The sequence below is a fragment of the Collinsella sp. CLA-ER-H6 genome, assembly GCF_040092305.1.
Classification (GTDB): domain Bacteria; phylum Actinomycetota; class Coriobacteriia; order Coriobacteriales; family Coriobacteriaceae; genus Collinsella.
The window spans coordinates 28029-52238 of sequence record NZ_JBBNLS010000007.1; the positions used below are offsets into that span (position 1 = coordinate 28029).

20 protein-coding genes and 1 riboswitch are annotated in these 24210 nt (G+C 59.0%); of the genes, 7 read left to right on the forward strand and 13 right to left on the reverse strand.

From position 1 onward, the window contains the following. Nucleotides 1-308 precede the first annotated feature (308 nt). The gene (locus tag AAAX77_RS04320; RefSeq protein WP_349104933.1) at nt 309-1220 is read right to left on the reverse strand and encodes a hypothetical protein; all 912 of its coding nucleotides are present in this window, start codon (nt 1218-1220) and stop codon (nt 309-311) included. 152 nt (nt 1221-1372) lie between these two features. After that, nucleotides 1373-2788: an MFS transporter gene (locus AAAX77_RS04325; protein WP_349104935.1), complete on the reverse strand. Its 1416-nt coding sequence runs from the start codon at nt 2786-2788 to the stop codon at nt 1373-1375. A 205-nt stretch (nt 2789-2993) separates the two neighbouring features. On the opposite strand from AAAX77_RS04325, the gene AAAX77_RS04330 reads away from it, so the two are divergent. Together AAAX77_RS04330 and AAAX77_RS04335 are read left to right on the forward strand one after the other, a co-directional pair. Beyond that, nucleotides 2994-3404, forward strand: a complete 411-nt coding sequence (locus tag AAAX77_RS04330) for a peptide deformylase (protein WP_195443843.1) — start codon at nt 2994-2996, stop codon at nt 3402-3404. Between the two features lie 36 nt (nt 3405-3440). Continuing rightward, nucleotides 3441-4364, forward strand: a complete 924-nt coding sequence (locus AAAX77_RS04335; protein WP_052044040.1) for a LysR family transcriptional regulator — start codon at nt 3441-3443, stop codon at nt 4362-4364. Nucleotides 4365-4487: 123 nt separating this feature from the next. Here the strand turns inward: AAAX77_RS04335 and AAAX77_RS04340 are convergent, their stop codons facing one another. The 6 genes from AAAX77_RS04340 to AAAX77_RS04365 all read right to left on the reverse strand — a co-directional run bounded on the left by AAAX77_RS04340 (nt 4488) and on the right by AAAX77_RS04365 (nt 12335). Next, nucleotides 4488-5930: a PTS transporter subunit EIIC gene (locus AAAX77_RS04340; RefSeq protein ID WP_349104937.1), complete on the reverse strand. Its 1443-nt coding sequence runs from the start codon at nt 5928-5930 to the stop codon at nt 4488-4490. Nucleotides 5931-6123: 193 nt separating this feature from the next. After that, complete coding sequence (locus tag AAAX77_RS04345) at nt 6124-7242, reverse strand: neutral/alkaline non-lysosomal ceramidase N-terminal domain-containing protein (protein WP_349104938.1); 1119 nt, start codon at nt 7240-7242, stop codon at nt 6124-6126. After that, nucleotides 7239-8285: a hypothetical protein gene (locus tag AAAX77_RS04350; RefSeq protein ID WP_349104940.1), complete on the reverse strand. Its 1047-nt coding sequence runs from the start codon at nt 8283-8285 to the stop codon at nt 7239-7241. The genes AAAX77_RS04345 and AAAX77_RS04350 overlap by 4 nt, the downstream gene beginning before the upstream one ends. A 247-nt stretch (nt 8286-8532) precedes the next feature. Then, complete coding sequence (locus tag AAAX77_RS04355) at nt 8533-9567, reverse strand: amidohydrolase family protein (protein WP_349104941.1); 1035 nt, start codon at nt 9565-9567, stop codon at nt 8533-8535. A gap of 227 nt (nt 9568-9794) precedes the next feature. Then, complete coding sequence (locus AAAX77_RS04360; RefSeq protein ID WP_349105026.1) at nt 9795-11276, reverse strand: aminotransferase class I/II-fold pyridoxal phosphate-dependent enzyme; 1482 nt, start codon at nt 11274-11276, stop codon at nt 9795-9797. Nucleotides 11277-11477: 201 nt separating this feature from the next. Continuing rightward, entirely contained in the window at nt 11478-12335 is an 858-nt protein-coding gene (locus tag AAAX77_RS04365; protein WP_349104942.1) for a LysR family transcriptional regulator, read from the reverse strand. A 118-nt stretch (nt 12336-12453) separates the two neighbouring features. Between AAAX77_RS04365 and AAAX77_RS04370 the strand changes: the two genes are divergently transcribed. After that, complete coding sequence (locus tag AAAX77_RS04370) at nt 12454-13365, forward strand: DMT family transporter (RefSeq protein WP_349104943.1); 912 nt, start codon at nt 12454-12456, stop codon at nt 13363-13365. Between the two features lie 139 nt (nt 13366-13504). Further along, nucleotides 13505-15754, forward strand: a complete 2250-nt coding sequence (locus AAAX77_RS04375) for a KUP/HAK/KT family potassium transporter (protein WP_349104944.1) — start codon at nt 13505-13507, stop codon at nt 15752-15754. A 79-nt stretch (nt 15755-15833) separates the two neighbouring features. On the opposite strand, the gene bsh is transcribed toward AAAX77_RS04375, so the two are convergent. Both bsh and AAAX77_RS04385 read right to left on the reverse strand, forming a co-directional pair. Continuing rightward, nucleotides 15834-16799 carry a choloylglycine hydrolase gene (gene bsh / locus AAAX77_RS04380; RefSeq protein WP_138341130.1) on the reverse strand — a complete coding sequence of 322 codons (966 nt, stop codon included), beginning with the start codon at nt 16797-16799 and terminating at the stop codon, nt 15834-15836. Nucleotides 16800-17043: 244 nt separating this feature from the next. Beyond that, nucleotides 17044-17463, reverse strand: a complete 420-nt coding sequence (locus AAAX77_RS04385) for a peptide deformylase (RefSeq protein ID WP_195919495.1) — start codon at nt 17461-17463, stop codon at nt 17044-17046. A gap of 193 nt (nt 17464-17656) precedes the next feature. Between AAAX77_RS04385 and AAAX77_RS04390 the strand changes: the two genes are divergently transcribed. Both AAAX77_RS04390 and AAAX77_RS04395 read left to right on the forward strand, forming a co-directional pair. Continuing rightward, complete coding sequence (locus AAAX77_RS04390) at nt 17657-18967, forward strand: NCS2 family permease (protein ID WP_227790222.1); 1311 nt, start codon at nt 17657-17659, stop codon at nt 18965-18967. 137 nt (nt 18968-19104) lie between these two features. Next, a complete protein-coding gene (locus AAAX77_RS04395) occupies nt 19105-19770 on the forward strand; it encodes an alpha/beta hydrolase-fold protein (protein WP_349104945.1) in 666 nt (221 codons plus the stop codon). 237 nt (nt 19771-20007) lie between these two features. Here AAAX77_RS04395 and AAAX77_RS04400 read toward each other — a convergent pair whose 3' ends face one another. The 3 genes from AAAX77_RS04400 to AAAX77_RS04410 form a co-directional block, all read right to left on the reverse strand. After that, entirely contained in the window at nt 20008-21141 is a 1134-nt protein-coding gene (locus AAAX77_RS04400; protein ID WP_349104946.1) for a 5-methyltetrahydropteroyltriglutamate--homocysteine S-methyltransferase, read from the reverse strand. A gap of 155 nt (nt 21142-21296) precedes the next feature. Then, nucleotides 21297-22193 carry a LysR family transcriptional regulator gene (locus AAAX77_RS04405; protein ID WP_117636881.1) on the reverse strand — a complete coding sequence of 299 codons (897 nt, stop codon included), beginning with the start codon at nt 22191-22193 and terminating at the stop codon, nt 21297-21299. Between the two features lie 10 nt (nt 22194-22203). Then, complete coding sequence (locus tag AAAX77_RS04410; protein WP_349104947.1) at nt 22204-23112, reverse strand: HAD family hydrolase; 909 nt, start codon at nt 23110-23112, stop codon at nt 22204-22206. 93 nt (nt 23113-23205) lie between these two features. After that, nucleotides 23206-23316: riboswitch (TPP riboswitch) on the forward strand. A 51-nt stretch (nt 23317-23367) separates the two neighbouring features. On the opposite strand from AAAX77_RS04410, the gene thiM reads away from it, so the two are divergent. Continuing rightward, nucleotides 23368-24207, forward strand: a complete 840-nt coding sequence (gene thiM / locus AAAX77_RS04415; RefSeq protein WP_349104949.1) for a hydroxyethylthiazole kinase — start codon at nt 23368-23370, stop codon at nt 24205-24207. Nucleotides 24208-24210 lie beyond the last annotated feature (3 nt).

Consider the following 24210-nt stretch of genomic DNA (forward strand, 5'->3'; position numbering starts at 1 on the left):
CCACTTTGAACTTGAATGCAGGCTCAAACCGGGAGATTATCCACTCTCATGCTATGTAGTCGTTGGGTGTTCTTAAACGACTAGTCAAACAAGAACGTCCCCAACGACTATCTTTTAGCAGGTCTGGATCATGGCAATGTCGATGTTTTGGCACCGACAGCGAGCGCCCACCAGAGCGAACAAATTGGCATGAAAAGAGGACGGCATAGACCTTCTGGTCATGCCGTCCTCTTTGAATGACAAGTTGTCGCTCTGGTGGGCGCGCAGCGTCAACTAGTTACGCGGTTTGGTAAAACCGCGTAACCCAACTAGAAGCGGTTGCCGCGGAAGCCGCCGCCGTTGCGGCCGCCACGGTCGCCACCACGACCGCCGCGGTCGTTACCACGGTTACCGCCGAAGCCACCACGGTTGCCGCCGCGATCGCCATAGCCACCACGGTTGCCGCCAAAGCCGCCGCGACCGCCACGGTCGCCGCCACGGTCACCAAAGCCGCCACGGCCGCCGCGATCGCCACCGCGACCGCCACGGTCGCCGCCACGGCCACCGCGATCGCCAAAGCCGCCGCGACCGCCACGGTCACCGCCACGGCCACCGCGATCGCCACGACCGCCGCGAGGACCGCGGTCCTCGTCCAGGCCCATGGCGACGAGCGGAGCGATAACCTTATCGAGAGCGGCCATCAGCTCGGTGGCCTCCTCGTAAGAAAGCTCGGGCAGGAGCTTCTCCTTCTTGTTGGCAAGCTCGACCAGGCCCTCAGCGGCATCCTCGGCAGCGAAGACAACGATCTTGCGCATATCGCCCTCGGCGTCGTCGATGCGGCCGACCAGATCGGCAGCCTCGGCCTCGGCCATCAGACCATCGAGCTCACGAAGGCGCATGCCCAGCAGGTCGGACATTTCCTTCTGCTCCATCTTGGGCTTGAGGTCAAGGAGCTTGATGGCGCGCTCGATGTTCGCCATGCGCTCGGCCTTGGCCTCCTCCTCCTTGGAAATAGCAAAGCGACGGCTACGCAGCAGGCGGGCGGCCTTCTGCATCTTGTCCATCAGCTCTTCGTCATCGTAATCAACGGCGGCCTCGACAACCTCGGCCTCCTCCTCGGCGGAAACCTCGTCAGCAGCCTCAACCTCGGCAGCTTCGGTCTCCACGGTCTCGACTGCCTCGACCTCGGCAGCCATGGTCTCGTTCTCGGTCTCGTTCATGATCTCTTCGTTCTCGGACATGAGACTCCTTCTTGGCCCTCTCGGGCATCATCGCCCCATTCGCGGGGCCCGTCGCGCACTCTTTGCGCTTTAAACATTCATGCCTCTTGGCAAAACGTCCATTAGTTTATGGTGTCGCCATCCAATCTAGCTGCAGAATCTATGTGCACACATTAATGCGACATGTGCGACTCGCGACGAGCGTACACCAGCGACGCCACGAACCCGACCACGGCAATTACAGCCGCCACACGCACGGCAGCCGCAAATCCAATCGCCTGGGCAACGTCCGTCGCAACGCCAGCCGCGCCGGCGGTCGCCGCAGAACTCGAGAGCAGACCGATAAACAGCGACGGGCCAAACGACGCGGCAATCATATTCCACGTGTTAAGCAATGCCGTTCCGTGAGGATGCTCAGCGGCAGGAAGCGTCTCCAAGCCGGCCGTCTGCGAGGGGCTCAGCACCAGGCCGACTCCGGCATACACCACAACGGTCAGCGCCACGACGACGCCGATGTTCATGCTTGCCGCCGTCATCGAGATTGCAGTCTGCCCCACGGCAATCAGGGCAAAGCCGACCGGCAGCAGCGGCCATGCGCCACGGGCGTCCATCACGCGTCCGCCCACAATCGAGGTCACGGCGTTGCAGGCAATCGCCGGCAAAATGAGCAGGCCCGCAACAAGTGCGGTCATGCCGTAGGCACCTTCAAAATAGAGCGGCAACAAAACACTCATCGAGAACGTCGTCATCATCGACACCACCACAAGCAAACACGCAGGCCAAAAGCGAAAGCTCGCCATGGGACGCACGTTAAGCACCGGATGCTCGAGCTTGAGCTGACGGGCCGCAAACAGGCCGAGCAGCACAATGGCGGCGAAAAGAGCCACGATGCCGGCAATCAGATTGGTCGAGAACTCGCCTACGGAATACACAAATGCCGTAATGCCGGCGGCGAGCAAAACAACCGACAGAATGTCAAGCGTGGTGTTCGAGCGCTCTCCGACATTCTGAACAAGCTTTACGCCCGCCGCAGCGACCACAACGCCGCCCACCAGCGGCACTACGAACACCGCCCTCCAGCCAAACAACGTGCACATAAGACCGCTGATCACAGGTCCAAACGCCGGCCCTAGCGTAATGCAGGCACCACCCAGGCTCAGATACAGACCGAGCTTCTCGCGCGGGGCGCAAGACAGCACCACGTTCATCATGAGCGGAAACAAGATGCCCGATCCCGCAGCCTGCAAAATACGACTTGGCAGCAAAACGCTAAACGACGGAGCGATCAGACACAGGACTTCGCCGGCGACCATACATCCGCATGCGAAAAACAACAGCTTGCGCGTCGAGAAACGGCCGGACAGGAAGGCCATGATGGCCGTAAAAATCGACGTCACGATCATGTAGCCCGAGACGAGCCACTGTGCCGTGGTGGCACTCACCGAAAAGGCTGCCATAATGTCGTGCAACGCCACGTTAATGATGTTCTCGTTAAACGCGGCAACAAAGGCTGCAATATACATTACGACGAGAATCGCCGCAGAGGCCGATGGCGTTACTTGAACTTGTTGCTGAGATTTGCTCCCCATGCATTTCCTTCCTCTTGGAACGACAGTCGCATCGCCCCAGAGGAACGGTCCAGGGCGAAAAATGAGCCCTAGACTTACGCCAGACGCCGTACACGACGAATCTGGCAACATGGTCCAACGTTGAAAGATTGTAACGCGGACGCGCAGCTTTCCTTCCGCGCTATTATTAAAAGTCCATGAAAGCATAAGACATGAGGAGCCCGCCATGATTAAGCCCATCATGAAATCCGAGTTCTTTTTGCGCCTGCCTTCCGAAGACGCGGGACCCGACGATGCCGTGACCGGGCAGGATCTCCTGGATACACTCCACGAGCATGAGCACGAGTGCGTGGGGCTCGCCGCCAACATGATCGGTGTGCGCAAGCGCATCATCTGCGTAAAGGACGGCAACAGGACACTCCTGATGTACAACCCTCAAATTCTTGAGCAGGTCAATGCCTATCAGACGAGCGAAGGATGCCTCTCGCTGATCGGCGAGCGCCCCTGTACCCGCTATCGCCGCATTAAGGTTGAGTATTTGGACGAGAACTTCGTCCACCGCATCAAAAACTTCTCGGGCTACACCGCCGAGATCATCCAACACGAAATCGACCACTGCAACGGCGTCGTGGTTTAGGCCACCTGCCAAAATGAGGGTACCGGAGGCCTCCCTATGGATATCAGCCGCTTTGGCGAATTCGCCATCTTAGCGCAGTCACGCACGTTTCTTGATGCGGCGGAACTGCTTTTCATGTCGCAATCAACCCTCTCTAAGCACATCATGGCAATGGAGCACGAACTCGGCTGCAAGCTCATCGATCGAAGCCAGCGCCACGTAACACTCACCGCGCAAGGTGAAGCGCTCCTCCCCTATGCGCAAAAAATTGCGACGCTTCAGCACCGCTATCTTGCCGCCATTCAAATAGGCGCAGGTGAGCCGCTCGAGCACCTCACCGTAGGTTCTATCCCCATTATGGCCCCTTATGGGATCACGGACGCCGTCATCGATTTTCAGCAGGCGAACCCCTCATATTCCGTTGAGCTCATCGAGGGCGAGGGCGACACACTCAAGCGCATGCTCCTGCACGAGGACATTGACCTGGCCTTCATCCGTGACGGCGGCGCCATCGAGCCGGAGTTCAAAAAGATTCCCTTTACGACCGACCGGCTCGTGGCCGTCCTTCCACTCGACCATCCGCTCGCCGAACGTGACACCGTCGAGATAGACGACCTTATCGACGAGAATTTCCTCATGCTTCCCCAAGGCTCGTTCGTAAGCGAGCTCGTCCTTTCCCTTTGTCGCGAAGCTGGATTTGGCCCACGTGTTACGTTCACCGGCAAACGAGCCGAGAACATCATCTCCCTTGTCGCGCGCGGCGCCGGCGTCTCATTCCTCATGCGCAAGCCGGCGGAATCGCTCGCCAGCGGAAAGGTAGCCCTGGTGCCGCTCGAGCCCGCGACGACCTCCGAGGTCAGGCTCTACCTCAAGCGAAACGCCGCGCACTCGCAGGCGGTCGTCTCGTTCATCGGCTTCCTCCCCTACCGTCAGCTCCTGCAGGGCGACCGTACGTCTTCCACCGCGGCACGACCGTCATAATCCCCGCTGCCCCACAACGGCAGACTTGTGTCCGCAAACACGCTGGCAGCGGCACGAAACACAAATATGCCTCGGGCGGCACGTCGCCGTCCGAGGCATATTTAATCAAAGTGCGCAAAAAGACTAGTCCACCGAGATGTTGAGTGCCTTACCGCCCTTGTCCTTCCTGGTACCGATCACCATAGCGGCGACAAGAGCCAGAACGAAAGCGACCACACCGGAGATGACAAGGCCGATAAAGCCCATGTCGATGCCGGCAGGGTTAATAAAGCTCGGGAAACCGAGCGGGCCGGAGGCACCGAAGGCATAGAGTTTGGCACCCATGAGGCCGGCAATGGCGCCGCCTACACCAGCGGAAATAAAGGTTGCCCACATAAGGCGCTTACGCGGCAGCAAGATGGCGTAAAGCGCAGGCTCGTTGACACCGAAAATCGAAGAGACAAGGGCGGGAATGTTGACGGCAGCATTTTCCTCGGAGTCCTTGGTTCGGATGACCATGCCAAGCACAGCGCCGGCGATGGCACAACCGCCTGCATACACGAGCGGGTTAATGAGGTCATAGCCGTAGGTTGCGACATCGAGGAACCACAGCGGGATGATACCCCAGTGCAGGCCGAACATGACGAGCAGGCTCCAGAACGTGCCGATGACGAAGCCGGCGATGGCGGGCTGGAAGTTGATGAGCATCAAGATGATCTGGGCAACGATGTTGGAGAGGACCGTCATGACCGGACCGACCACAAGCAGGCCAAGGATGCCGCAAATGAGGAGCGTCAGGATGTTGGAGAAGAACGAGCTCACAAGCGCGGGCAGCGCGTTAGAAAGGACCTTGTGCACCTTGGAGGCAATCCAGACGATAAAGATCGCAGGCAGAATCGTCGATGAGTAATTCTGCATGATCAGCGGGATGCCAAAAATATCACCGTAGACATTGGACTCGAAGACCGTGCCGGCGCCGAGCGTGTAGAGCGGATCTCCGCCCATAAGGGCAACGAGCGTCGGGTAGACGAGGATACCACCGAGCGCCATTCCCATAACGGGCTTAAGTCCGAACTTCTTGGCCGACGTCCAGCCAATGATTAGCGGAAAGTAATAGAAGACCGAATCTCCGATTGCCGAGAGCGTCACATACGTATTGCTGTCCTTGGCAAGCCAACCGGCAACCGCGCAGAGCGCGAGCATCGACTTGATAAAGCCACCGGCCATAAGCACGCCAAGAACCGGTTGCAGAATCTCGGAGATGATGGCAAGCAGACGCGAGAATGGATCGCTCTTTTTGACGTCGTCGCCTTCATCGATATCGAGCGCGGGTTTGGAGTCGAACCCGCCAATCTGAACAAGGTCGTTGTAGACGGCCTCGACAGTGGCACCAATCACGACCTGATACTGTCCGCCGGCCTGGATAACGTCAACGACGCCCTTCGTCGCCTTAAGCTCATTGGTCTGGGCGAGCGATTCATCCTTGAGGTGGAAGCGGAGACGCGTAATGCAGTGGCTCACGTCTAACACATTGTCTCGACCACCGACCTTTGTGATGATTTCATCGCAAAGCTTCTGGTATTTCATGGAATTCTCCTTTTTCTGAGCGGGGTATAGCATCGATTTCATGCCTCCGTAGTCGACGTGGGAGGACAAGGAACCCGCTTCCCCCTTTGAAATCCGCGGACGCACGTACGCCCGGGATGGGAAACGGCAGAGAAGATGGAAGATACCGATCACATGGCAGCGAGCCTCATTGGCCCATGCCACGCAATCAGGCCTACAGACGCGAAGCTGCTGCGCCGAGAAGTCTCGTCGTCTGGCAGAACTTGTCACACAGACGTTCCGGTTCGCCCTGGGGAATCTGAGTACGCTCGGTCTCAAAGGAGAGGCCGTACTCGCGCGCCGGAAGGAAATACTCAAAATAGCCGTTGGTGTAACCGCAGACTATTCCCTCGACCGGGCATTCGTGCTTCATGCGAATGCCCAGGTCGCTGCCAAGCTCACTCGGGAACACAAAGAGATGCAGGCCGCCCAGACTGATGACGGCACACTTAAGCGTGAGCGAAAAGTCGTCATGGGCAACGGTGTGATAGAACGTCTGAGGCTCGATGCGGTCAAGAACGACCTCACGATCGAGCTTGATCTGGGAAATCGCCTCGGCAAGACCGGTCGAAACGCGCTCGACCTCGGGAATGCCGCGCCCTTGGCGAAAATTGCGGTCGCTACAGTCGCCAGCAGCACCGACGACCATAGCCGGATAGTAACCAAGACTCTGAGCGAGCTTTTTGCCGGTAAGACCGGCGAGTTCGCTCGTGAGCTCCGTGCAGTCGGGTCCGACGCAGGCAGAATGCACTGCCCAGTTCACAAAGCCCGCAAACGATTTGCCTTCGTCATCGAAGAACGACACCACGATAACCTCATTGTCGGCAAGCTCTCCGGGAATGATGCGGTTGTCGTAGAAACCGGTGATGACTTTTTTGCCCATGCGACAGGTCGCAGGTCGCGCGTTGGCGCGGCACTCTTCGAAGCATTGACAGATGGTATCGAGGAACCAGCGATAGTAGTCCTCGTTGAATTTTCCCGTCCACCAGCTGCGATGGTAGGCGACGATCGAAGTGTGGTCGTGCGTCGCGGAGAGCAGAACGCAATCACGGTCGATTCCGTAGCGCTCGGCGAGCATCGTCTTAACCTCCTCGGCCATGCTCTCCTCAAACTCGAGAACATCGGCGTTGAAGAGAAAAACTTCGCGGTCGTCCTGTTGGAAAAGAATCGCGTTGGCGAAGACGTCATCATGGACGCCTGTCGCAGGCTCCAGACGGTTGGGGATGTTACGGTATCCGATTAGATAGATGTCGCCTTGCGGGGTAATCTTGCGGCGTGCATGTCCGATATTCATGCAAGTTCTCCTTTTTGTCGCGCCGCGTTCAAAGCGGCAAGGATGGTTTGGAGGAGGCGCTCATGGGAGCCGGCGGCAAAGCCGGAGTTCATGGCCTCATAGGTGATTTTCTCGTACGCATCGGGGGCCGGCAGATACTTCTGCCCTCCGTTGACAAGCGTGGCAAAGAGCACGGGGCAGAATCGGGCGGCGCGCACGGCGGCGCCAAACGAGCTCGAAACCTCGGGCTGGATACCAACGAACTCGGCATTTCCCAGCCGAAGTAAATAGACCCTCGTACGCTGTTCGCCTGCCGCATGAAACTCATAAGTTCGATGCGGGGCCAATGAGCAGAAGTCGGCGCGCGTCTGGGCGGGCAAAAGGACGTCGACCGTGCGAGCATCGACGCCGATGGCATCGTCCTCACGCGCCGCACGGACGGCCTCAATCAACGCATCGCTCATAGCGCGACCCTGTCGATGCAGCATGCGATATCCACTCTCGTGAGCATCTAACGTTTGCTTCGCCCCGGTCGAATCGAACGCAACGGTCACGGCGCGCTCCGCCGGACTCTGATCCCCCGCGGCACCGGGCAGCAGCAACACGACTCCGCCCAATTCGCGCTCGAGAGCCGTGGCGGCAAAGCCAAAGAGGTCCCCGCTCACCAAGCGCTTCCCCTGAGAATCGTGCGATCCGTCGAGCACGGAAGACTGGACATCAGCCGTCGCAAGCATGGCAACGAGCCCGCCCTCGGCATCCCTCGCGACAAGTATGGGCATCGCGTGGTCGGCAAACCCCTTGGGGTCTACTCCCAGCCACCAGCCGGCCGGCGTCTCAATGTCGCGGTTAACGTTCACAGGACAGTAGCCCTCCGCCGAGGCGAGCGTGACAGAGCGAATGCCCGCAACCGCCTGCTCAACGGCCGCGCGTGTCGCGGCGATGAGCGCGGCACGATAGCGCTCATTTCGATCGCGGGCATCGGTGTCGGCCAGATGCCCAAGGGTGCGCACGTGAGGCGCAGAAAACGTGTGGGTCGGGACCACCCAAGAAAAGGCGCCGTGCAATTGGAGACATCCTTGACAACCTCACGCAGATCGACGAGTAGGGCCGGAGCGATCGAGGTAACCTCAAGTGAAAGGATGCAAGCGCGCCGTCCCATCCCTTCGACCACGAAGGCACGGGCAAAGATTTCATGACGGAGTGCGTCGAAACCGTCGAACGGCAATACGTCCTCTAAGTTAATGGCCACCCGGGCGGCTCCGGCCTTCATCTCTCCCTTATCCATGGCGAACGCCCTCCTTTATCTGTCGCTCACTCGATGCCGTACAAGCGCTGTGCCGTGCCGCCAAGCATAAGGTCCTTGTCCGTATCACTTAAATCTGTGGCGCGGACGCAGGCGACACCCTCTGTTAGCCACTCGCGTTTAACGGGATAACTCGTACCAAAGACAATATGGTCTGCACCAAGGACTTCAACCGCACAGGCAAGAAGCGTCTCGCCCCAGGGCTGAGCATGGGACATGTCGAAATAAACGTTGTTCTCAAGACGCTTGGAGACCGTCTCGGTATCGGTCTGGAAGCGACTCGAGGCATCTGGACGCTTGGGACCGTGCGGCAGCAGCATCTCCTTAAACGCAAAATAAGCGCCGCCGAGCATGGAGTGGACCATCTTGACGTTGGGATAACGCTCGAAGAAGTCGCTGAAGATTTCACGACCGATTGCCGTGGTCTGGTCGACGCAACGGCCGTAGGAGCGACGCAGGTTGTCGTATGCGAGCAACGACGTGTTCTCGACCGGCACGGGCACATGGTGCACGTAAACGGTGACGCTACGTTCGTTCAGGCGCTCAAAAAAGCTCGAAAAGATCGGATCGTCAAGATAGCGCCTGCCGTAGTGGGCGCAGAGCTGCACGCCCGCGAAACCCTCGTCGAGCCTGCGATCGAGCTCCTCGAGGTTCGCCTCGGTGCCAAAGGGAGGCACGGCGACAAGCGGCATCAAGCGACCGTTCGACGCTTTTGCGTCAGCGGCCATACCGTCGTTGAAGCGCCGGCACATCTCGAGTGACATCCACTCATGGCAGCCGGGGAGCTTGAGAATCGCTTTATCGACCCCCGCCTCGTCCATGTCTGCCAGACGCTTCTCAAGGGTGTAGTCTCCCTCGATATAGTTGAGGCCTGGGAAGCCAGCGGGCTTTTCGATCACAATCTGTCGCTTGCCCGTGGGGCTTACGGTCAGGTAGCCCTCGGTGTCGTAAGCGCGGGGTACCTCGGCCAAAAACTGTTCACAGAGTGTCTCGTCATGGAAGATGCGCTCGTCAAACCAGTAGGAATTTGCATCGATAATCATTGGTGGGGACCGCCTTTCATCTTGTCGAGAACATTCTAAAAAAGCGGACACACGGACATCAATTCCAGTTGAAGCACACTGTATTCCATTTTGGAATATAGTTTTCCGTTCACACGCGATTCCCACTCGCCCAAACGATCGAGACGCCGACAACGCGAGCTTTAACAGAAAACGGGCGACCCGAATCTGTTACGGGCCGCCCGTTAAATGACAGACTATCTCTGTCGTTATGATTGACGGTAATGGTCAAAGAAGTCGGCGAGGTCTTCAAGGGACTCTTTGAGTACTTCCATGCGCGGCAGGTACACGATGCGGAAGTGGTCGGGCTCGCCCCAGTTAAAGCCGCCGCCGCGCGTAATCAGGATCTTCTTCTCGTGCAGCAGGTCAAGGGCGAATTGCTCGTCATCGGTGATGTTGAACTTCTTCACATCCATCTTGGGGAAGATGTAGAATGCTGCACGCGGCTTAACCACCGAGATGCCGTCAATCTTGTTGAGCGCCTCATACACAAAGTTGCGCTGCTCGTAGACACGGCCGCCGGGACGGATGTAGTCGTTAACGGACTGATGGCCACCGAGTGCCGTCTGAACGATCGACTGAGCCGGCACGTTGGAGCACAGGCGCATGTTCGAGAGCATGTTGACGCCCATGATGAAGTCGCTCATGCAGCGCTGGTTGCCCGAAAGCACCATCCAGCCAATACGATAGCCCGCGATCATGTGCGACTTGGAAAGGCCGCTAAAGGTGACGCAGGGCAGATCGGGAGCGAGCGAGGCAATCGAGACGTGCTCGTAGCCGTCCATGCACAGGCGGTCGTAGATCTCATCGGCAAAGATCATCAGCTGATGCCTGCGTGCAATCTCGACGATGCCCTCGAGCACCTCGCGCGGATAGACAGAACCCGTGGGGTTGTTGGGGTTGATGATGACGAGAGCTTTGGTCGCGCTCGTAATCTTGGACTCCATATCCTCCAGGTCGGGATACCAATCCGCCTGCTCATCGCACAGATAATGTACGGGATGACCGCCGGCAAGGGTTGCGCACGCCGTCCAGAGCGGATAGTCGGGGCTGGGGATCAGAATCTCGTCGCCATTGTCGAGCAGCGCGTTCATCGAAAGCTGAATGAGCTCGGACACGCCGTTGCCCGTGTAGATATGCTCCATCTGAACGTTGGGCAGGCCCTTGATCTGCGAATACTGCATGATTGCCTTGCGCGCGGAGAACAGGCCACGCGAGTTGGAATAGCCTTCGCAGTCGGGCAGCTGCTGGCGCATGTCCTTGATGACCTCATCGGGTGCGCGGAAACCGAAGGGCGCCGGGTTGCCGATATTGAGCTTGAGGATGCGCTCGCCCTCGTCCTCCATACGGGCGGCCTCGTCGACGACGGGACCGCGCACGTCATACAGGACGTTGTCGAGTTTGGTGGATTTAGAAAAAGTACGCATGGTGGTGCTCCTTGCAATTTGAGCTGAGGGATGGGGTTCGGGCTTGGAATCGTTGCGGGGTGATGATGCCTCGCCTTGATCGGCGTCGCCGGCGAGCAGCCAGGTAACATCGACCTCCAAAATACGGGCGAGCAGCTCAGCCACATCGCGCCGCGGGATCGTCTTGCCGCTCACATATTGGCTCATCTGACTCTTGCCGAGTTTTTTGCCGAGCATCTCCGATGCGCGGATTACGTCCGACTGGCGAACGTCGCGATTGGACATAGTCTGTCGCAGGCGATCGCTAAACGTCTCTTGGGCCACAGGAACCTCCTTGCTGGCAAAGTTCAATTTATAGAACACGAATTGAACCGGGGTTCAATTTAGCAAGCAGTATAGCGCCGCGCCTCATTCGAAAGTTCAATTTCATAAGAAAACGTACCGAACTCCGAGATTTGCCCAAAACGGACAATGACGTGTACACGTTTAGAGGTATTCGAGGAAACGGGCGGCGGCAAGCGAAACATCGGCCGTTCGATATATGGCGTTGATTTGGCGATGGGGATGCCCCTCGAGTGGGCGCACAGCAACATCGAACTGACAACGGCGCAAGATGAGCGCGGGAAGAATGCTCACGCCCAGGCCGTCCTCGACCATAGCCATAATCGCATAGTCATCCCAGGTCGACAGCTTAGAGCGCACCGCCAGGCCCGCGCGGCGAAACAGCGGCGTAATCTCATCATCGGTGCCTCGTTCTAGCAGAATAAACTGCTCGTTGGCTAAATCGGCAAGAGAAACGACCTCCGCCGTGGCAAGCAAAGAGTCCGCCGGCACTACCGCCATCAACTCGTCGCGCACCAAAGACCGCGATGCCATGCCGTTTTCTCGGGGTTCACGCGGGATAAAGCCCAGATCGCAGCGGCCCTCTGCCACCCATTGTTCAATCTCTGAGTAATCGCCCATCAGCAACTCGTAATCGACGTCCGGGTGATCGGCGCGAAAGCGCGCAATCACCGGCGGCAGCACGTGGGTCGCCACGCTCGAAAACGTACCGATGCAGATTTTACCGCGCATGAGCCCGCGCATCTCATCCACCCGTCGCTGCAAGCGAGTGAATTCCTCACAGAGCGCTTCGACAGCCGGCATGACCTGCCGCCCATCGGCAGAAAGAGCCACGCCCTCGCGACTGCGGTCGAGCACCTTAAAGCCCCAATCGGCCTCAAGATCGGCCACCATACGGCTCACGCCCGATTGCGAATAGCTCAGGCGCTCGGCAGCACGCGTAAAGCTTCCGGCGCGCACCGTCTCCAGCAGCACCTGCATCTTTTGAATATTCGTTTCCACGGCACCCCTCAACCTTTACATGCGTTTTTATCATGTTTGCCATGCATTATATTCGCTTTTCTTCTATTGCCAGTTCACCCATAGTGAACATGCTCGAATATAGAGGGGACGGAAACGCATGAACAACGGACTGTTTACGTACTTAGCAGCATTGCTATTGTTTGGCTCCAACGGCATCATCGCCGCCGCCATCGCACTGCCGAGCTCCGATATCGTGCTACTACGCACGTTTTTGGGCGCACTCTCGCTTGTCACCATTCTCGCCATCACCCAACGCCATAAGTTGCAGGCGCCATCTCGCCCCCGCGAAGCCGCAGCCCTCCTCCTCTCGGGAGCCGCGCTAGGCGCCAGCTGGATTTTTCTGTTCCGCGCCTACCAGACGATCGGCGTCGGCGTATCCTCGCTGCTGTACTACTGCGGCCCCATCATTGTCATGGCGCTCTCCCCGCTCATCTTTGGCGAAAAGCTGACCGGCGGCAAAATCGCCGGCTTTGTCGCCGTTGCTTGTGGTGCTTTTCTCATTGCAGCGCAAGGTCTAGGCGGCAATATGCCCATTGCGGGCATCGTCTGCGGTATCGCCTCGGCATTTTGCTATGCGCTGATGGTCATCGCTAGCAAGGGTGCGCCACACATCGAAGGCCTCGAGAACTCCACGCTCCAGGTGAGCGCCGCCTTTGTGACCGCGCTGGTCCTCACGCTCATCACGCAGGGCGCTCCCTCATTCCTGTCCGCCGGCGTCGCCACCAGTATTGATTGGCGCGCCGTCGTCATGCTCGGCGTCGTCAACACCGGCATCGGTTGCCTGCTCTACTTTAGTGCCGTCGCCAAGCTGCCCGTCCAGACCGTCGCGGTCGTCGGCTACCTCGAGCCGCTTTCGGCCGTCGTGTTCTCGGCCGTCCTTTTGGGCGAAGCCATAACACCGGTCCGCCTGATGGGCGCCGCGCTTATCATCGGCGGCGCGATTTTTTGCGAACTCGCCGGCAAACGCACAAACGCCAAGGCCGGCATCGCCCAGACAGTACGTGCTTAAAAGCCCCTGCTCTGAAATGCTACCTGCGTAGATAAATAATCCCCAGCTGAGGATTATTGTCTAAAATAACCCGATGTGCCAAACTGCTCTTGTATGTATAAAGACGGCATAAAGTTTTTTGTCCTAGACAGATAACCGGATGTCTAAGGGAGTCCTCGTGGCACACAATAAACTGGAGGCAAACCTCCAAGACCAGCGCGGGCAAGGCGGGCACGGAGCCATCCCCCTCTCCGCTGGCATGCTGCTCGTAACGCTCGGCGTCGTCTATGGTGACATCGGCACGAGCCCCATGTACACCATGAAATCAATCGTCGCCAACAACGGCGGCATCGGTACCGTCAGCGAGGACATGATCCTGGGCGCGCTTTCGCTCGTCATCTGGACCATGACGCTCGTGACCACGGTCAAGTACGTGGTAATCGCCATGAAGGCCGACAACCACAACGAAGGCGGCATCTTCGCCCTGTTCAGTCTCGTGCGCAAGGTGGCGCCATGGCTGATTCTCCCCGCCATGATCGGCGGCGCGGCGCTGCTCGCCGACGGCATCCTCACCCCCGCGGTCACGGTCACCACAGCCATTGAGGGCCTGCGTACTATCGAGTGGGGCCACGCGCTATTGGGTGACGGTCAGACCAATGTGATCATCATCACCATCATCATTATCTGCGGTCTGTTTGCCATGCAGCGCGCCGGCACCTCGTCAATCGGCAAGCTGTTCGGCCCGCTTATGACGCTGTGGTTCCTGTTCTTGGCTGGCGCCGGCCTGTTCAACATGCTCGGCAACCTGTCCATCCTGCGCGCGCTCAACCCCATCCGCGGCATTATGTTCCTGTTCTCGCCCATCAACCACTCGGGCATCATGGTGCTCGGCTTCGTCTTCCTGTCGACGACCGGCGCCGAGGCGCTCTATTCGGACATGGGCCACGTGGGCAAGGCCAACATCTACGCATCCTGGCCGTTTGTTAAGGCGGCCCTCATCCTTAACTATCTGGGTCAGGGCGCTTGGCTGCTCGCCAACAACTCCAACCCCCAGATGCTCGCGATGGATATCGTTAACCCGTTCTATATGATGCTTCCCGATCCCCTGCGCCCCTTTGCCATTGTGCTTTCGGCCGTGGCGGCCATCATCGCCTCGCAGGCGCTCATCACCGGCTCATTCTCGCTGGTATCCGAGGCAACGCGCCTCAACCTTATGCCGCATCTGCGCATCCACTACCCCAGCGACACCAAGGGCCAGCTCTATATTCCACTCGTCAACAACATCATGTGGGTCGGCTGCATCTTCATCGTGCTGCTGTTCCAAAACTCCGAACGCATGGAGAGCGCCTACGGCCTCGCCATTACCGTGACCATGCTCATGACCACGACGCTTTTGACGAGCTATATCGCTGGCATTCTCAAGCACAAGCTGGGCGCCTGCGTCTTCGCCCTGCTCTTCGGTGCCATTGAGCTGTGCTTCTTCGCCTCGTGCCTCACCATGTTCTTTGACGGCGGCTACGTCATGATCTTCCTGGCCGCACTGCTGTTTGGCCTTATGTACGTGTGGCGCCGCGGCACCGCCATCGAGCGCACGCAGACGATTTTGCTGCCCGTCTCCAAGTACATCGACCAGCTCAACCGCCTGCGCAATGACGAGACCTACCCCGTGCTCGCCGACAATCTGGTGTTCCTCACCAACAGCCCCGACCCGCTCACGCTCGACCGCGACGTGCTCTATTCCATCCTGGACAAGCACCCCAAGCGCGCCAAGGCATATTGGTTCATCAACGTACACGTTACCGACGAGCCCTATACGCACGAGTATTCCGTTGAGACCTTTGGCACAGACTTCCTGTTCCGCGTGCGCTTGGACCTGGGCTTTAAGGTCAATCAGCGCATCAACGCCTACCTGCGCCAGATCGTTGGCGACCTGATGGCCTCGGGTGAGTTGCCGCCGCAGCACCACACCTACTCCATCTACGAGACGCGCGGCAACGTGGGCGACTTCCGTTTTTGCATGCTGCGCAAGATGCTTGCCCCCGAAACGGACATCAACCGCAACGACCATCGCGTCATGGCCATCAAGTACGCCGTCCGCCGCGCCTGCGGAAGCCCGGCACGTTGGTATGGTCTCGAGAACTCGGCCATCATCATCGAGTACGTACCGCTCTTTGCCCGCATGCGCCCGGCCGTCAAACTCGTGCGCACCCAGGTGCCGCTCGAGATCCAGATCGAAGAGGCCGAGGAAATGGAAGTCGACATCTTCTCGGACGACTTGGTCAACGGCAACGAGGCCGGCAAGAGCATGAACGTCGATCCCACCGAGCTGCTCGAGAGTGTCGCCGATACGCCCGAACAGCAACAGCTCGACGGCCTCGAAAGTGAACAACTCAACGACGCCAACTTCTAGCGACGTCACAAATCAACGAAAGCGGCCCTGCACCTCACGGGAGATGCAGGGCCGTTTTGCATTGCGGTAAAGCTATCGGCTACGAACGGCGCGGCTCGGGAACCACGAGCCTATCGGGGCTCGCGCCCTCGGCATCCATCAGGCTCACGTAGCGAATCGACGGATCCCCATACATCGCGTAGTAATAATTGCCCGTGCGCGCGCTAAAGCATCCGGTGTAGATAGTCTTCTCGAACTTGCCATCGCCCATCCTGGACGCTCCCTCGATCATCACCACGCCCTCGAGCGAGCGGAACATGCGAACGACGTTTTCGGTCTCGCTCTCCTTTTGCGGGTAATTGGCATTGAGGTACGCCGCCTTTACAAAACGGCTCGGCGAATAGCAATCGCCCGGAATGCCGCGCATGCCGGCACCGGCTCCATAGGGCTTGAGCTCGGCACCACGCCATGTCGCCGTCTGCGGAAAATCGCTTGTGGCGGTGATATAGGTGCGCAGGTTTTCCATGTGCCACGGGAAGGTCGGCTGGTTGGCAAGGGTGTCGACCGGATCGTCGTATACATGCAGGCCGTCAGCCATCATCTCGACCACGATGCTGCGCTGACTGTCGCCGATAATCCAATGGAGCAGCGACACGCCCAGCCCCTCTCCGGCAGATTTGGCGACAATCACCGTGTCGCGCAGCGCGGCCTCGACCTCATCGACCGTCGAGAACGTCGCTGCCACCCACAGGGGAAACTCATAGGCCGCGATATTGGTCTTGCCGTCGACAGGATCCTCGGCATACTCGGCATAACCCGGGAAATTGAGACCCGCCACGGCGAGGCCCGCATCGTTGCCGCAATCGAAAAACATAGGGTAGTTCTTGTAATCGATGCACATACCGATCACCGCGTGCGCCGCTGTCGCGTCGTCGATAAACGAATACGGAATGTGAAACCCGCGCGGCATCACGCGAACCTGTTGGCCGTAGTCAAAGCTCCAGTCGAGATTGCGGCCCAGATACATGTGGCCAGAATTATCGGTAAATCGAATACTCGTACACATAGCGCCTCCTAGCTTTACGTTCTTGCTAATTTCATTGTCTCCAAACAAAAAGGCGCTAAACACAAAAGCCCGGACATGACAACAATGTCATGCCCGGGCTATTCAAGCAGGATAAACTCAACCAAGTTAACCCCGCAGGTCGTCTAAGGGGTCAAAGTGCCGCAGATTGCCACGAAAGAGGAGCGAAGCGTACTTAAGGTACGCGAGCGACGATTGAGCGGCAAGGTGCGGTGCTTTGGTCCCCTTAGACCAACTTTCCAAGACAGTGGTCGATCATATGCTGGACCATCTGTGCCTCAAAGCCCGCGTAGTCGCGGCGGCACTCCTTCATCTTGCCGTCGACGATCTGATCAAAGGCGACCTTGCACTTGATATAGCGCGTGGACTTGGTGACCTCCTCGTGCGTCAGGCAGCTCTCCTCCATCTTGCTGGCGCCCAGGCCAAACACCAGACGGGGGTTGTAGAGTACGTGAGGCTCGCCGGCATCGTCCAGGTAGACGCAAACCTTCTTGGTAACGCCAATCTGGTTAGCGGCAAGGCAGCCGGCATCGTCGAGCGACTTGATGGTATCGATCAGGTCCTGTGCGACCGACTCGTCCTCGACGGTCGCAACCTCGCAACGCTGGGACAGGATAGCCTCGTCGTGGCAAAGCTCTTTAATCATACGTTCCTCCATAGGGGTCGTTGTAACCGCTTAAGTATACGGTACCCACACATTTTCATGCGAAAAATACCGTCCGTCTGCTACAAAGCGCCGAACATCAACATGCGAGGAACAACAGCGTCGTAAAGGGGCTATAGTAGTTGAGTTCGTGTCAATCGGCCTAAACTCGGGGCCGAACAAGGAAAGGGTATGCATGGACGAACTTTTTCACGTCAGTGAGCGCAAGTCCACAATCGGGACCGAACTCCGCGCTGGACTGACAACATTCCTGGCGATGGCCTACATCATCGCCGTCAACCCCGCGGTGCTCTCGGGCGCTGGCATCGATGCGGGAGCGCTCGCCTGCGCCACCTGCCTGGGCGCCGGCATCATGACCATCTGCATGGGCATCTTCGCCAACCGCCCGCTCGCCTGCGCGTCGGGCTTAGGCGTCAACGCGATGATCGCCGGAATCACCACCACCGTCTGCGGCGGTGACTGGCACGTGGCCATGAGCGTCATCTTCCTCGAGGGTATCGTCATCTTGCTGCTCGTGCTTTGTGGCCTGCGCGAGGCCATCATGGACGCCATCCCGGTTGTCCTGCGTCACGCCATCTCAGTGGGTCTGGGCCTGTTCATCGCCATGATTGGCCTGTGCGATGCCGGCATTATCACCGCTGGCGCCGGTACACTCGTCGGTCTGGGCGACATCACCTCCCCCACCTTCATCGTCGGCATCATCTCCATCCTGGTGACGGTCGCCCTCGCCTGCCGCAACGTCCCCGGCTCGCTGCTCATCGGCATCGTCGTCGCCGTCATCGCCGGTATCCCCCTAGGTGTGACCCAGGCTCCGACCGGTATCATCGCCCCGCTCGACTTCTCGAGCATCGGTGGCCCCATCGCCGACGCCGGCGGCGTGCCCGCCATCGTCAAGGTCCTTACCGACCCCGCGCTCCTCGTCATCTCGTTCTCGCTGCTCATGAGTGACTTCTTCGACACCATGGGCACCGCGATGGCCGTGGCCAAGCAGGGCGAGTTCCTCACCGACGACGGCAACGTCGAGAATATCAAGGAGATCCTGATCGTCGACTCCGCCGCCGCTGCTGTGGGCGGTTTCATGGGTGTCTCCTCCATCACCACCTTCGTCGAGTCCACTTCCGGCGCCGCCGACGGTGGCCGCACGGGCCTCACCTCCGTCACCACCGGCGTGCTGTTCATTCTCGCCGCGTTCTTCTCCCCCATCGTCACCATCGTTTCCAGCGCCGCCACCTGCGGTGCTCTGGTCTACGTCGGCTACCTCATGATGAGCGAGGCCTCCGAGATCGACTGGTCCGACGTGTCGCAGGGTTTCCCGGCGTTCATGATTGTCGCCGGCGTGCCCTTCACCTACTCCATCTCTGCCGGCATCGGCCTGGGCTTTATCGCCTACGTGATCGTCGCGCTCTTTAAGGGCGAGGCCTCCAAGATCAAGCCGCTCATGTGGATCGCAGCCCTTGCCTTCCTTGTCTACTTCTTCGTGGCGTAACGGCATAGTCTGCTAAAGCAAAACAACAAGGCGCGGAGTCGCATCGAGCGGCTCCGCGCCTTTCTTTTAGCGTCTCCCCCCGTGCCAGCGTGCGACAATTGAGGCTGTCAATATCACGACACCGAGAGAAGCCTGCCTTGGAAGCGCATCATAAGCAGATAACCGTTTATTCAGAGTGTGCGGAAGGCGCGCCCGTCATCTATCTCCCCGTGGTTATGGGCGACGGTAGTGAAGCCTACGAGCGCTGCCGAGAGCTCGACTGCCCGCCGTTCACCCTTGTCGCCATTGGAGGGCTCGATTGGAATCGCGAGCTGAGCCCCTGGGAATGTGAGGGAACTATACGAGATGCCGAGCCCTTTGGCGGACAGGCTGCTGGTTTTCTTGACGAGTTGTTGAAGCAGATAATCCCCCAGGCCGAATCATCGCTCCCGCAACCGCCCGCCTGGCGCGGCGTTGCCGGCTACTCGTTGGCGGGTCTTTTTGCACTGTGGGCGCTTTGGCAAACAGATGTCTTTGAGCGCGTGGCGAGTGCATCGGGGTCGCTGTGGTTCCCCGGCTTTATCGACTACGCGCGCGAGCGCACGATGACGGCTACGCCCGACGCCGCCTATCTGTCGCTCGGTAAAAAGGAAACCAAGACGCCCAACCGCATGATGAGGCACGTACTCGACGATACGCGTGCGATGGAAGAGCTGTTTATCGAGCGCGACATCCCAACAACGCTGGAGCTCAACCCCGGCAATCATTTTGCCCAAACTGACCTGCGCATGGCGCGCGGCATCCACTGGATACTGACGCATTAAAAATGGCGTCCACGCGTACATACGCATGGACGCCATTTTTAATTTGGCTGAACGCAGCTACTATTCGACAGTCTCCTCGAGTTCAGATACGGTGGGCGTCGAGAACTGGGGCATGGATGTCCTTTCATGATGGAAGGGCGATCAGGCATATCGGATAACCTGCCCGAACGATACGATCCGAACCATTGTACGTGATACGCCATGTCTCGCACGCGCCGTCACCTGCAAACGGTAGCGTTACTTCCAAACGCGCTCGGCAATGCGCTTGACCAGCGCGATCTTCGCCCACTGCTCATCCTCGGTCAGCTTGTTGCCAATCTCGCAGCTGGCAAAGCCGCACTGGGGCGACAGGTACAGATTCTCGAGCGGCACGTACTTTGCAGCTTCGCGGATGCGCTCGACGATAACATCCTCGTTCTCGAGCTCAGCGGCCTTGGTGGTCACCAGGCCCAACACGACCTTCTTGCCGGGGGCAACATACTTCAGCGGTTCAAAGCCACCGGCACGCGGCGTATCGAACTCCAGGTAAAATGCGTCAACGTTCTCGTTTGCGAACAGGTACGGCGCGATGGGGTCATAGCCGCCCTCGAAGGCATAGGTGGAGTGGTAGTTGCCGCGGCACACATGCGTGTTGATGACCAGATCGTCGGGCTTGTCCGCGATGGCGGCATTGTTGAGCGCCACGCCCAGCTCGCTTACCTTTTGCAGGTCGACCGGGCTCATGCCGGTTTTGGCGACAAAATCGGTGTCGCAGTAGATGCCCCAGGTGCAGTCATCAAACTGGATGTTGCGGCAGCCTGCTGCGTACAGGTCGGCGATCACCGTGCGATAAGCGGCTGCGATGGCGTCGGCAAGTTCCTCATCGGTCTTATAGACAGCGCGCAGGCTCTCCTGCTGGCCGTCGCAGCGGTCGAGCGTGACTTCGGAGAACGTCTGGATCGGCGCCGGAATGGTTTGCCGCGCGACCTGGCCCTCCCCCTCGAGCGCCTTGACAAATTTAAAGTGCTCGACGAACGGATGGTTCTCGCCGCTAATGGGGCCGGTTACCACGGCGGTGTCGGCTGTGGTCTCCTCGTCGTGGAACATATAGCCCGTACGCGAGGTACGGCGTTCAATGCCGTTGAGCCCCCACATAAAGTCGAGGTGCCAGTAACTGCGGCGAAACTCGCCATCGGTAATCACCTGCAGGCCAGCGGACTTTTGCTTGTCCACCAGGTCGCGAATGGCCTCATCCTCGACGGCCTTAAGGCCGGCGGCGTCGAGTGTGCCCGCAGCATAGGCGGCACGGGCGTCCTTTACGGCCTGTGGACGAAGAAAGCTGCCGACGATATCGGCGCGAAACGGCGCGTTCAGCGTGGTTAAAGCACTCATAGATATCTCCCTTTGCATTGGTTGCTTTACTGGGACAAAGTATGAGCGCTCATATAGCCATCGTAAAATATACGTTTATAACAGTTTGATATAGATGCTTCCTATATCAGTTGGGACTGCCATGAAGAGATTTGACCTGTACAGGACGCAGCAGTCTAGATATGCTGACGGATCGCGTCGATATAGGCTTGACCGTAGCGCGTAAGCGTCGTGTTCTTGCGCGTGATGATGCCAATCTCCATGTACTCGTCCACGTCGAGCGGAATCGAGATAATGCCGGGGCCGTTGAGCTCGTGGCTGATCACGCCCGAGCATACCGTGTAGCCGTTGAGGCCCATGGCCAGGTTGAACAACGTCGCGCGGTCGCGCACGCGGATATTCTTGCGGCGCTCAAACGTCGAGGTCAGTTCCTCGGAATAGTAAAACGAGTTATAGCTGCCCTGCTCGTAGGACAGGAACGGGTAGTCTTCCAGATCCTCGAGCGTCACGCTGGAGCGGTCCGCCAGCGGATGGTCGGCGCAGACGAAGACATGCGGCGTGGCGCAGAAGAGTCCTTCGAACACGAGCTCGTTGGCCACCAGCATGCGCTCGATGACCTCGCGGTTATGCTCGGATAAGTACAGGATGCCCAGTTCGCTTTTCATATGCGCGACATCCTCGATAATCTCGTGAGTCTGCTCCTCGCGCAGGGTGAAGTCGTAACGCGCGGCATCGAACTCGCGGATCACGTCGACAAACGCGTTGACGGCAAAGGAATAATGCTGGCAGCTCACACTAAAGTGCGGCACCTGCTCGGATGCGCCCTTGTACTTGCCCTCGAGCAGGTCGGCCTGGTCGAGTACCTGGCGCGCATAGCCCAAGAAGGTCTCGCCTTCCTCGGACACAATGACGCCCTTGTTGGTGCGCTCAAAGATGTGCACACCCATCTCGTTTTCGAGATCGCGAATCGACGCGGTAATCGAAGGCTGCGATACAAAGAGCCGGCGCGAGGCCTCGGTAATGCTGCCGCATTCGGCAACTTTGACGACATATCTGAGCTGCTGGAGCTTCATGGCTGTCTCCTTAGCTGTTCGTGAGATTCGCGTCGGCAGTACCCGGCAGGCGCATAAACGGCGGCATCTCCCCCGTCGCGGCGCAAGCGGCAATCTGATGCAAAGCCCCGGCAACCGCATCGTCTGCCGCAGCGCCGATATGCCAGCGCGCGGCAGCCGTGACAGCCTCGTTGGCATTGGCGACTGCAACGGAGTTGGGAACGGCATCGATCATGGGCAGGTCGTTATCGGAATCGCCAAATACGGCCACCTCATCGGGCGTCAGGCCCAAAGCGCGCGCTAGCTCCAGCGCAGCGCAGCCCTTGTCCCAACCAGCCGGAAGGATGTCAAACAGGCGCACTCGGTTGTTGGGAAACACGAGCGAGAGTTCCGGCACCTCGGCGGCAACGCGCTCACGTAGCTCCGCGAGCTCCTCACGCGAACGGGCACTCCAGATATTCGCCTTAAACACCGGCGAGTCATCGACGACGGGACGGCACGGGGCTTCTTCGCCTTTGAGCCATGCGTTGCCGCCCGACTCCATGGCGCGACGAACACGCTCGGGATCACTCGTCACGCAATAGGCATCGTTGCCCCAAAAGTCATCGCCCAGGCTATAGACCTTCAGATAGGTATCGTCGGTCTCTTGCTCAAGATAGTCGGCAAGACGCATGAGGGCACCGTTGTCGCTCGCACGGGAGGCAACAACCTCGCCGTCGACAAACATCACCTGGCCGTTACAGAACGCACCGGTCGAAAAACACTCGGAACGGTTTTTGAACATCCAGCCCATCGCGGACGGCTGACGACCCGAAACCGGCCCAAAGTGCAGACCCGCCGCCTGCATGGCATGAATACCCTCAATGGCGTAGTCGCTGGCGCCGTCATGCCCGGCTGGAATCAGCGTATCGTCCATATCGGTCAGCACAAGTTTAATCATAAGGCCCCCATTCGTATCGGTCCTACCTATTGTAACGACCTGCCAAAATAAACCTGTCCCTTTTTGGCAGGTGCGCTAGTATAGGGAACAACAGATTCGATGCGGGAGTGCCGGCGGTGCAAACCACAAGGCTGAGAGGGCATGGGGCCCAATCCTTTGAACCTGTCAGTTAATGCTGGCGTAGGGAGCATGCCGCCTTTACAGGGGCGCTGTCTATGCACAGCGCCCCTTTTCTATGCCAAGGAGGCATGTGCAGTGATTGATTCGGAACAGCTTAAGCAAAATGTGGTCAAGGCCGTAGAGGAGATTCGCGCCACCAATCCGATGGCCGGCTCCATCACCAACACGGTGACGATCGACTTTGTCGCCAACGCACAGCTCGCCGTGGGCGGATCGGCCGCCATGGTCTATCTGCCCGACGAGGGCGAAGCGCTCGTTGCCGGCGGCGGCGCCATCTATCTCAACATGGGCACGCTCTTCCCTATCTACGAGCAGACGATTCCCCGCGCGGCGAAGGCGGCACACGACGCCGGCAAGCCCTGGGTGCTCGATCCGGTGGGCCTGGGCATCGGTAGCCTGCGCACCCAGCTGGTAAACGAGCTCAAGCAGTACAAGCCCGCCATCGTGCGCGGCAACGCCTCCGAGATTATCGCGCTCGCCGGCCTGTGGGGTCTTGAGGGCGAGACGGCCGATCTGAGCCGCGTGCGCGGTGTCGATACCACCGACACGGTCGACGCCGCCCGTGGTGCCGCCGTGGAGCTCGCCCGCTACACCGGCGGCGCCGTAGTGGTCTCGGGCGAAGTCGACCTGATTACCGACGGCACGACCGTGGCCAAGTCCCACGGCGGCAGCCCGCTCATGTCCAAGATCACCGGCTGCGGCTGCTCGCAGGGCGGCGTGCTGGCCGTGTACGCCTGCGCCGCCGACCCGTTTACGGCAGCCGTCTGCGGCGCCGCCGTCTACAACGTGGCCGGCACGCGTGCCGCCGCTGTCGCCGACGCCCCGGCAAGCTTTAAGGTCGCCTTTATCGATGAGCTCTACCGCGCGACCGCCCAGGACATCGCCGATAACCAACTCGAGCTCGAGGAGGCATAAGCC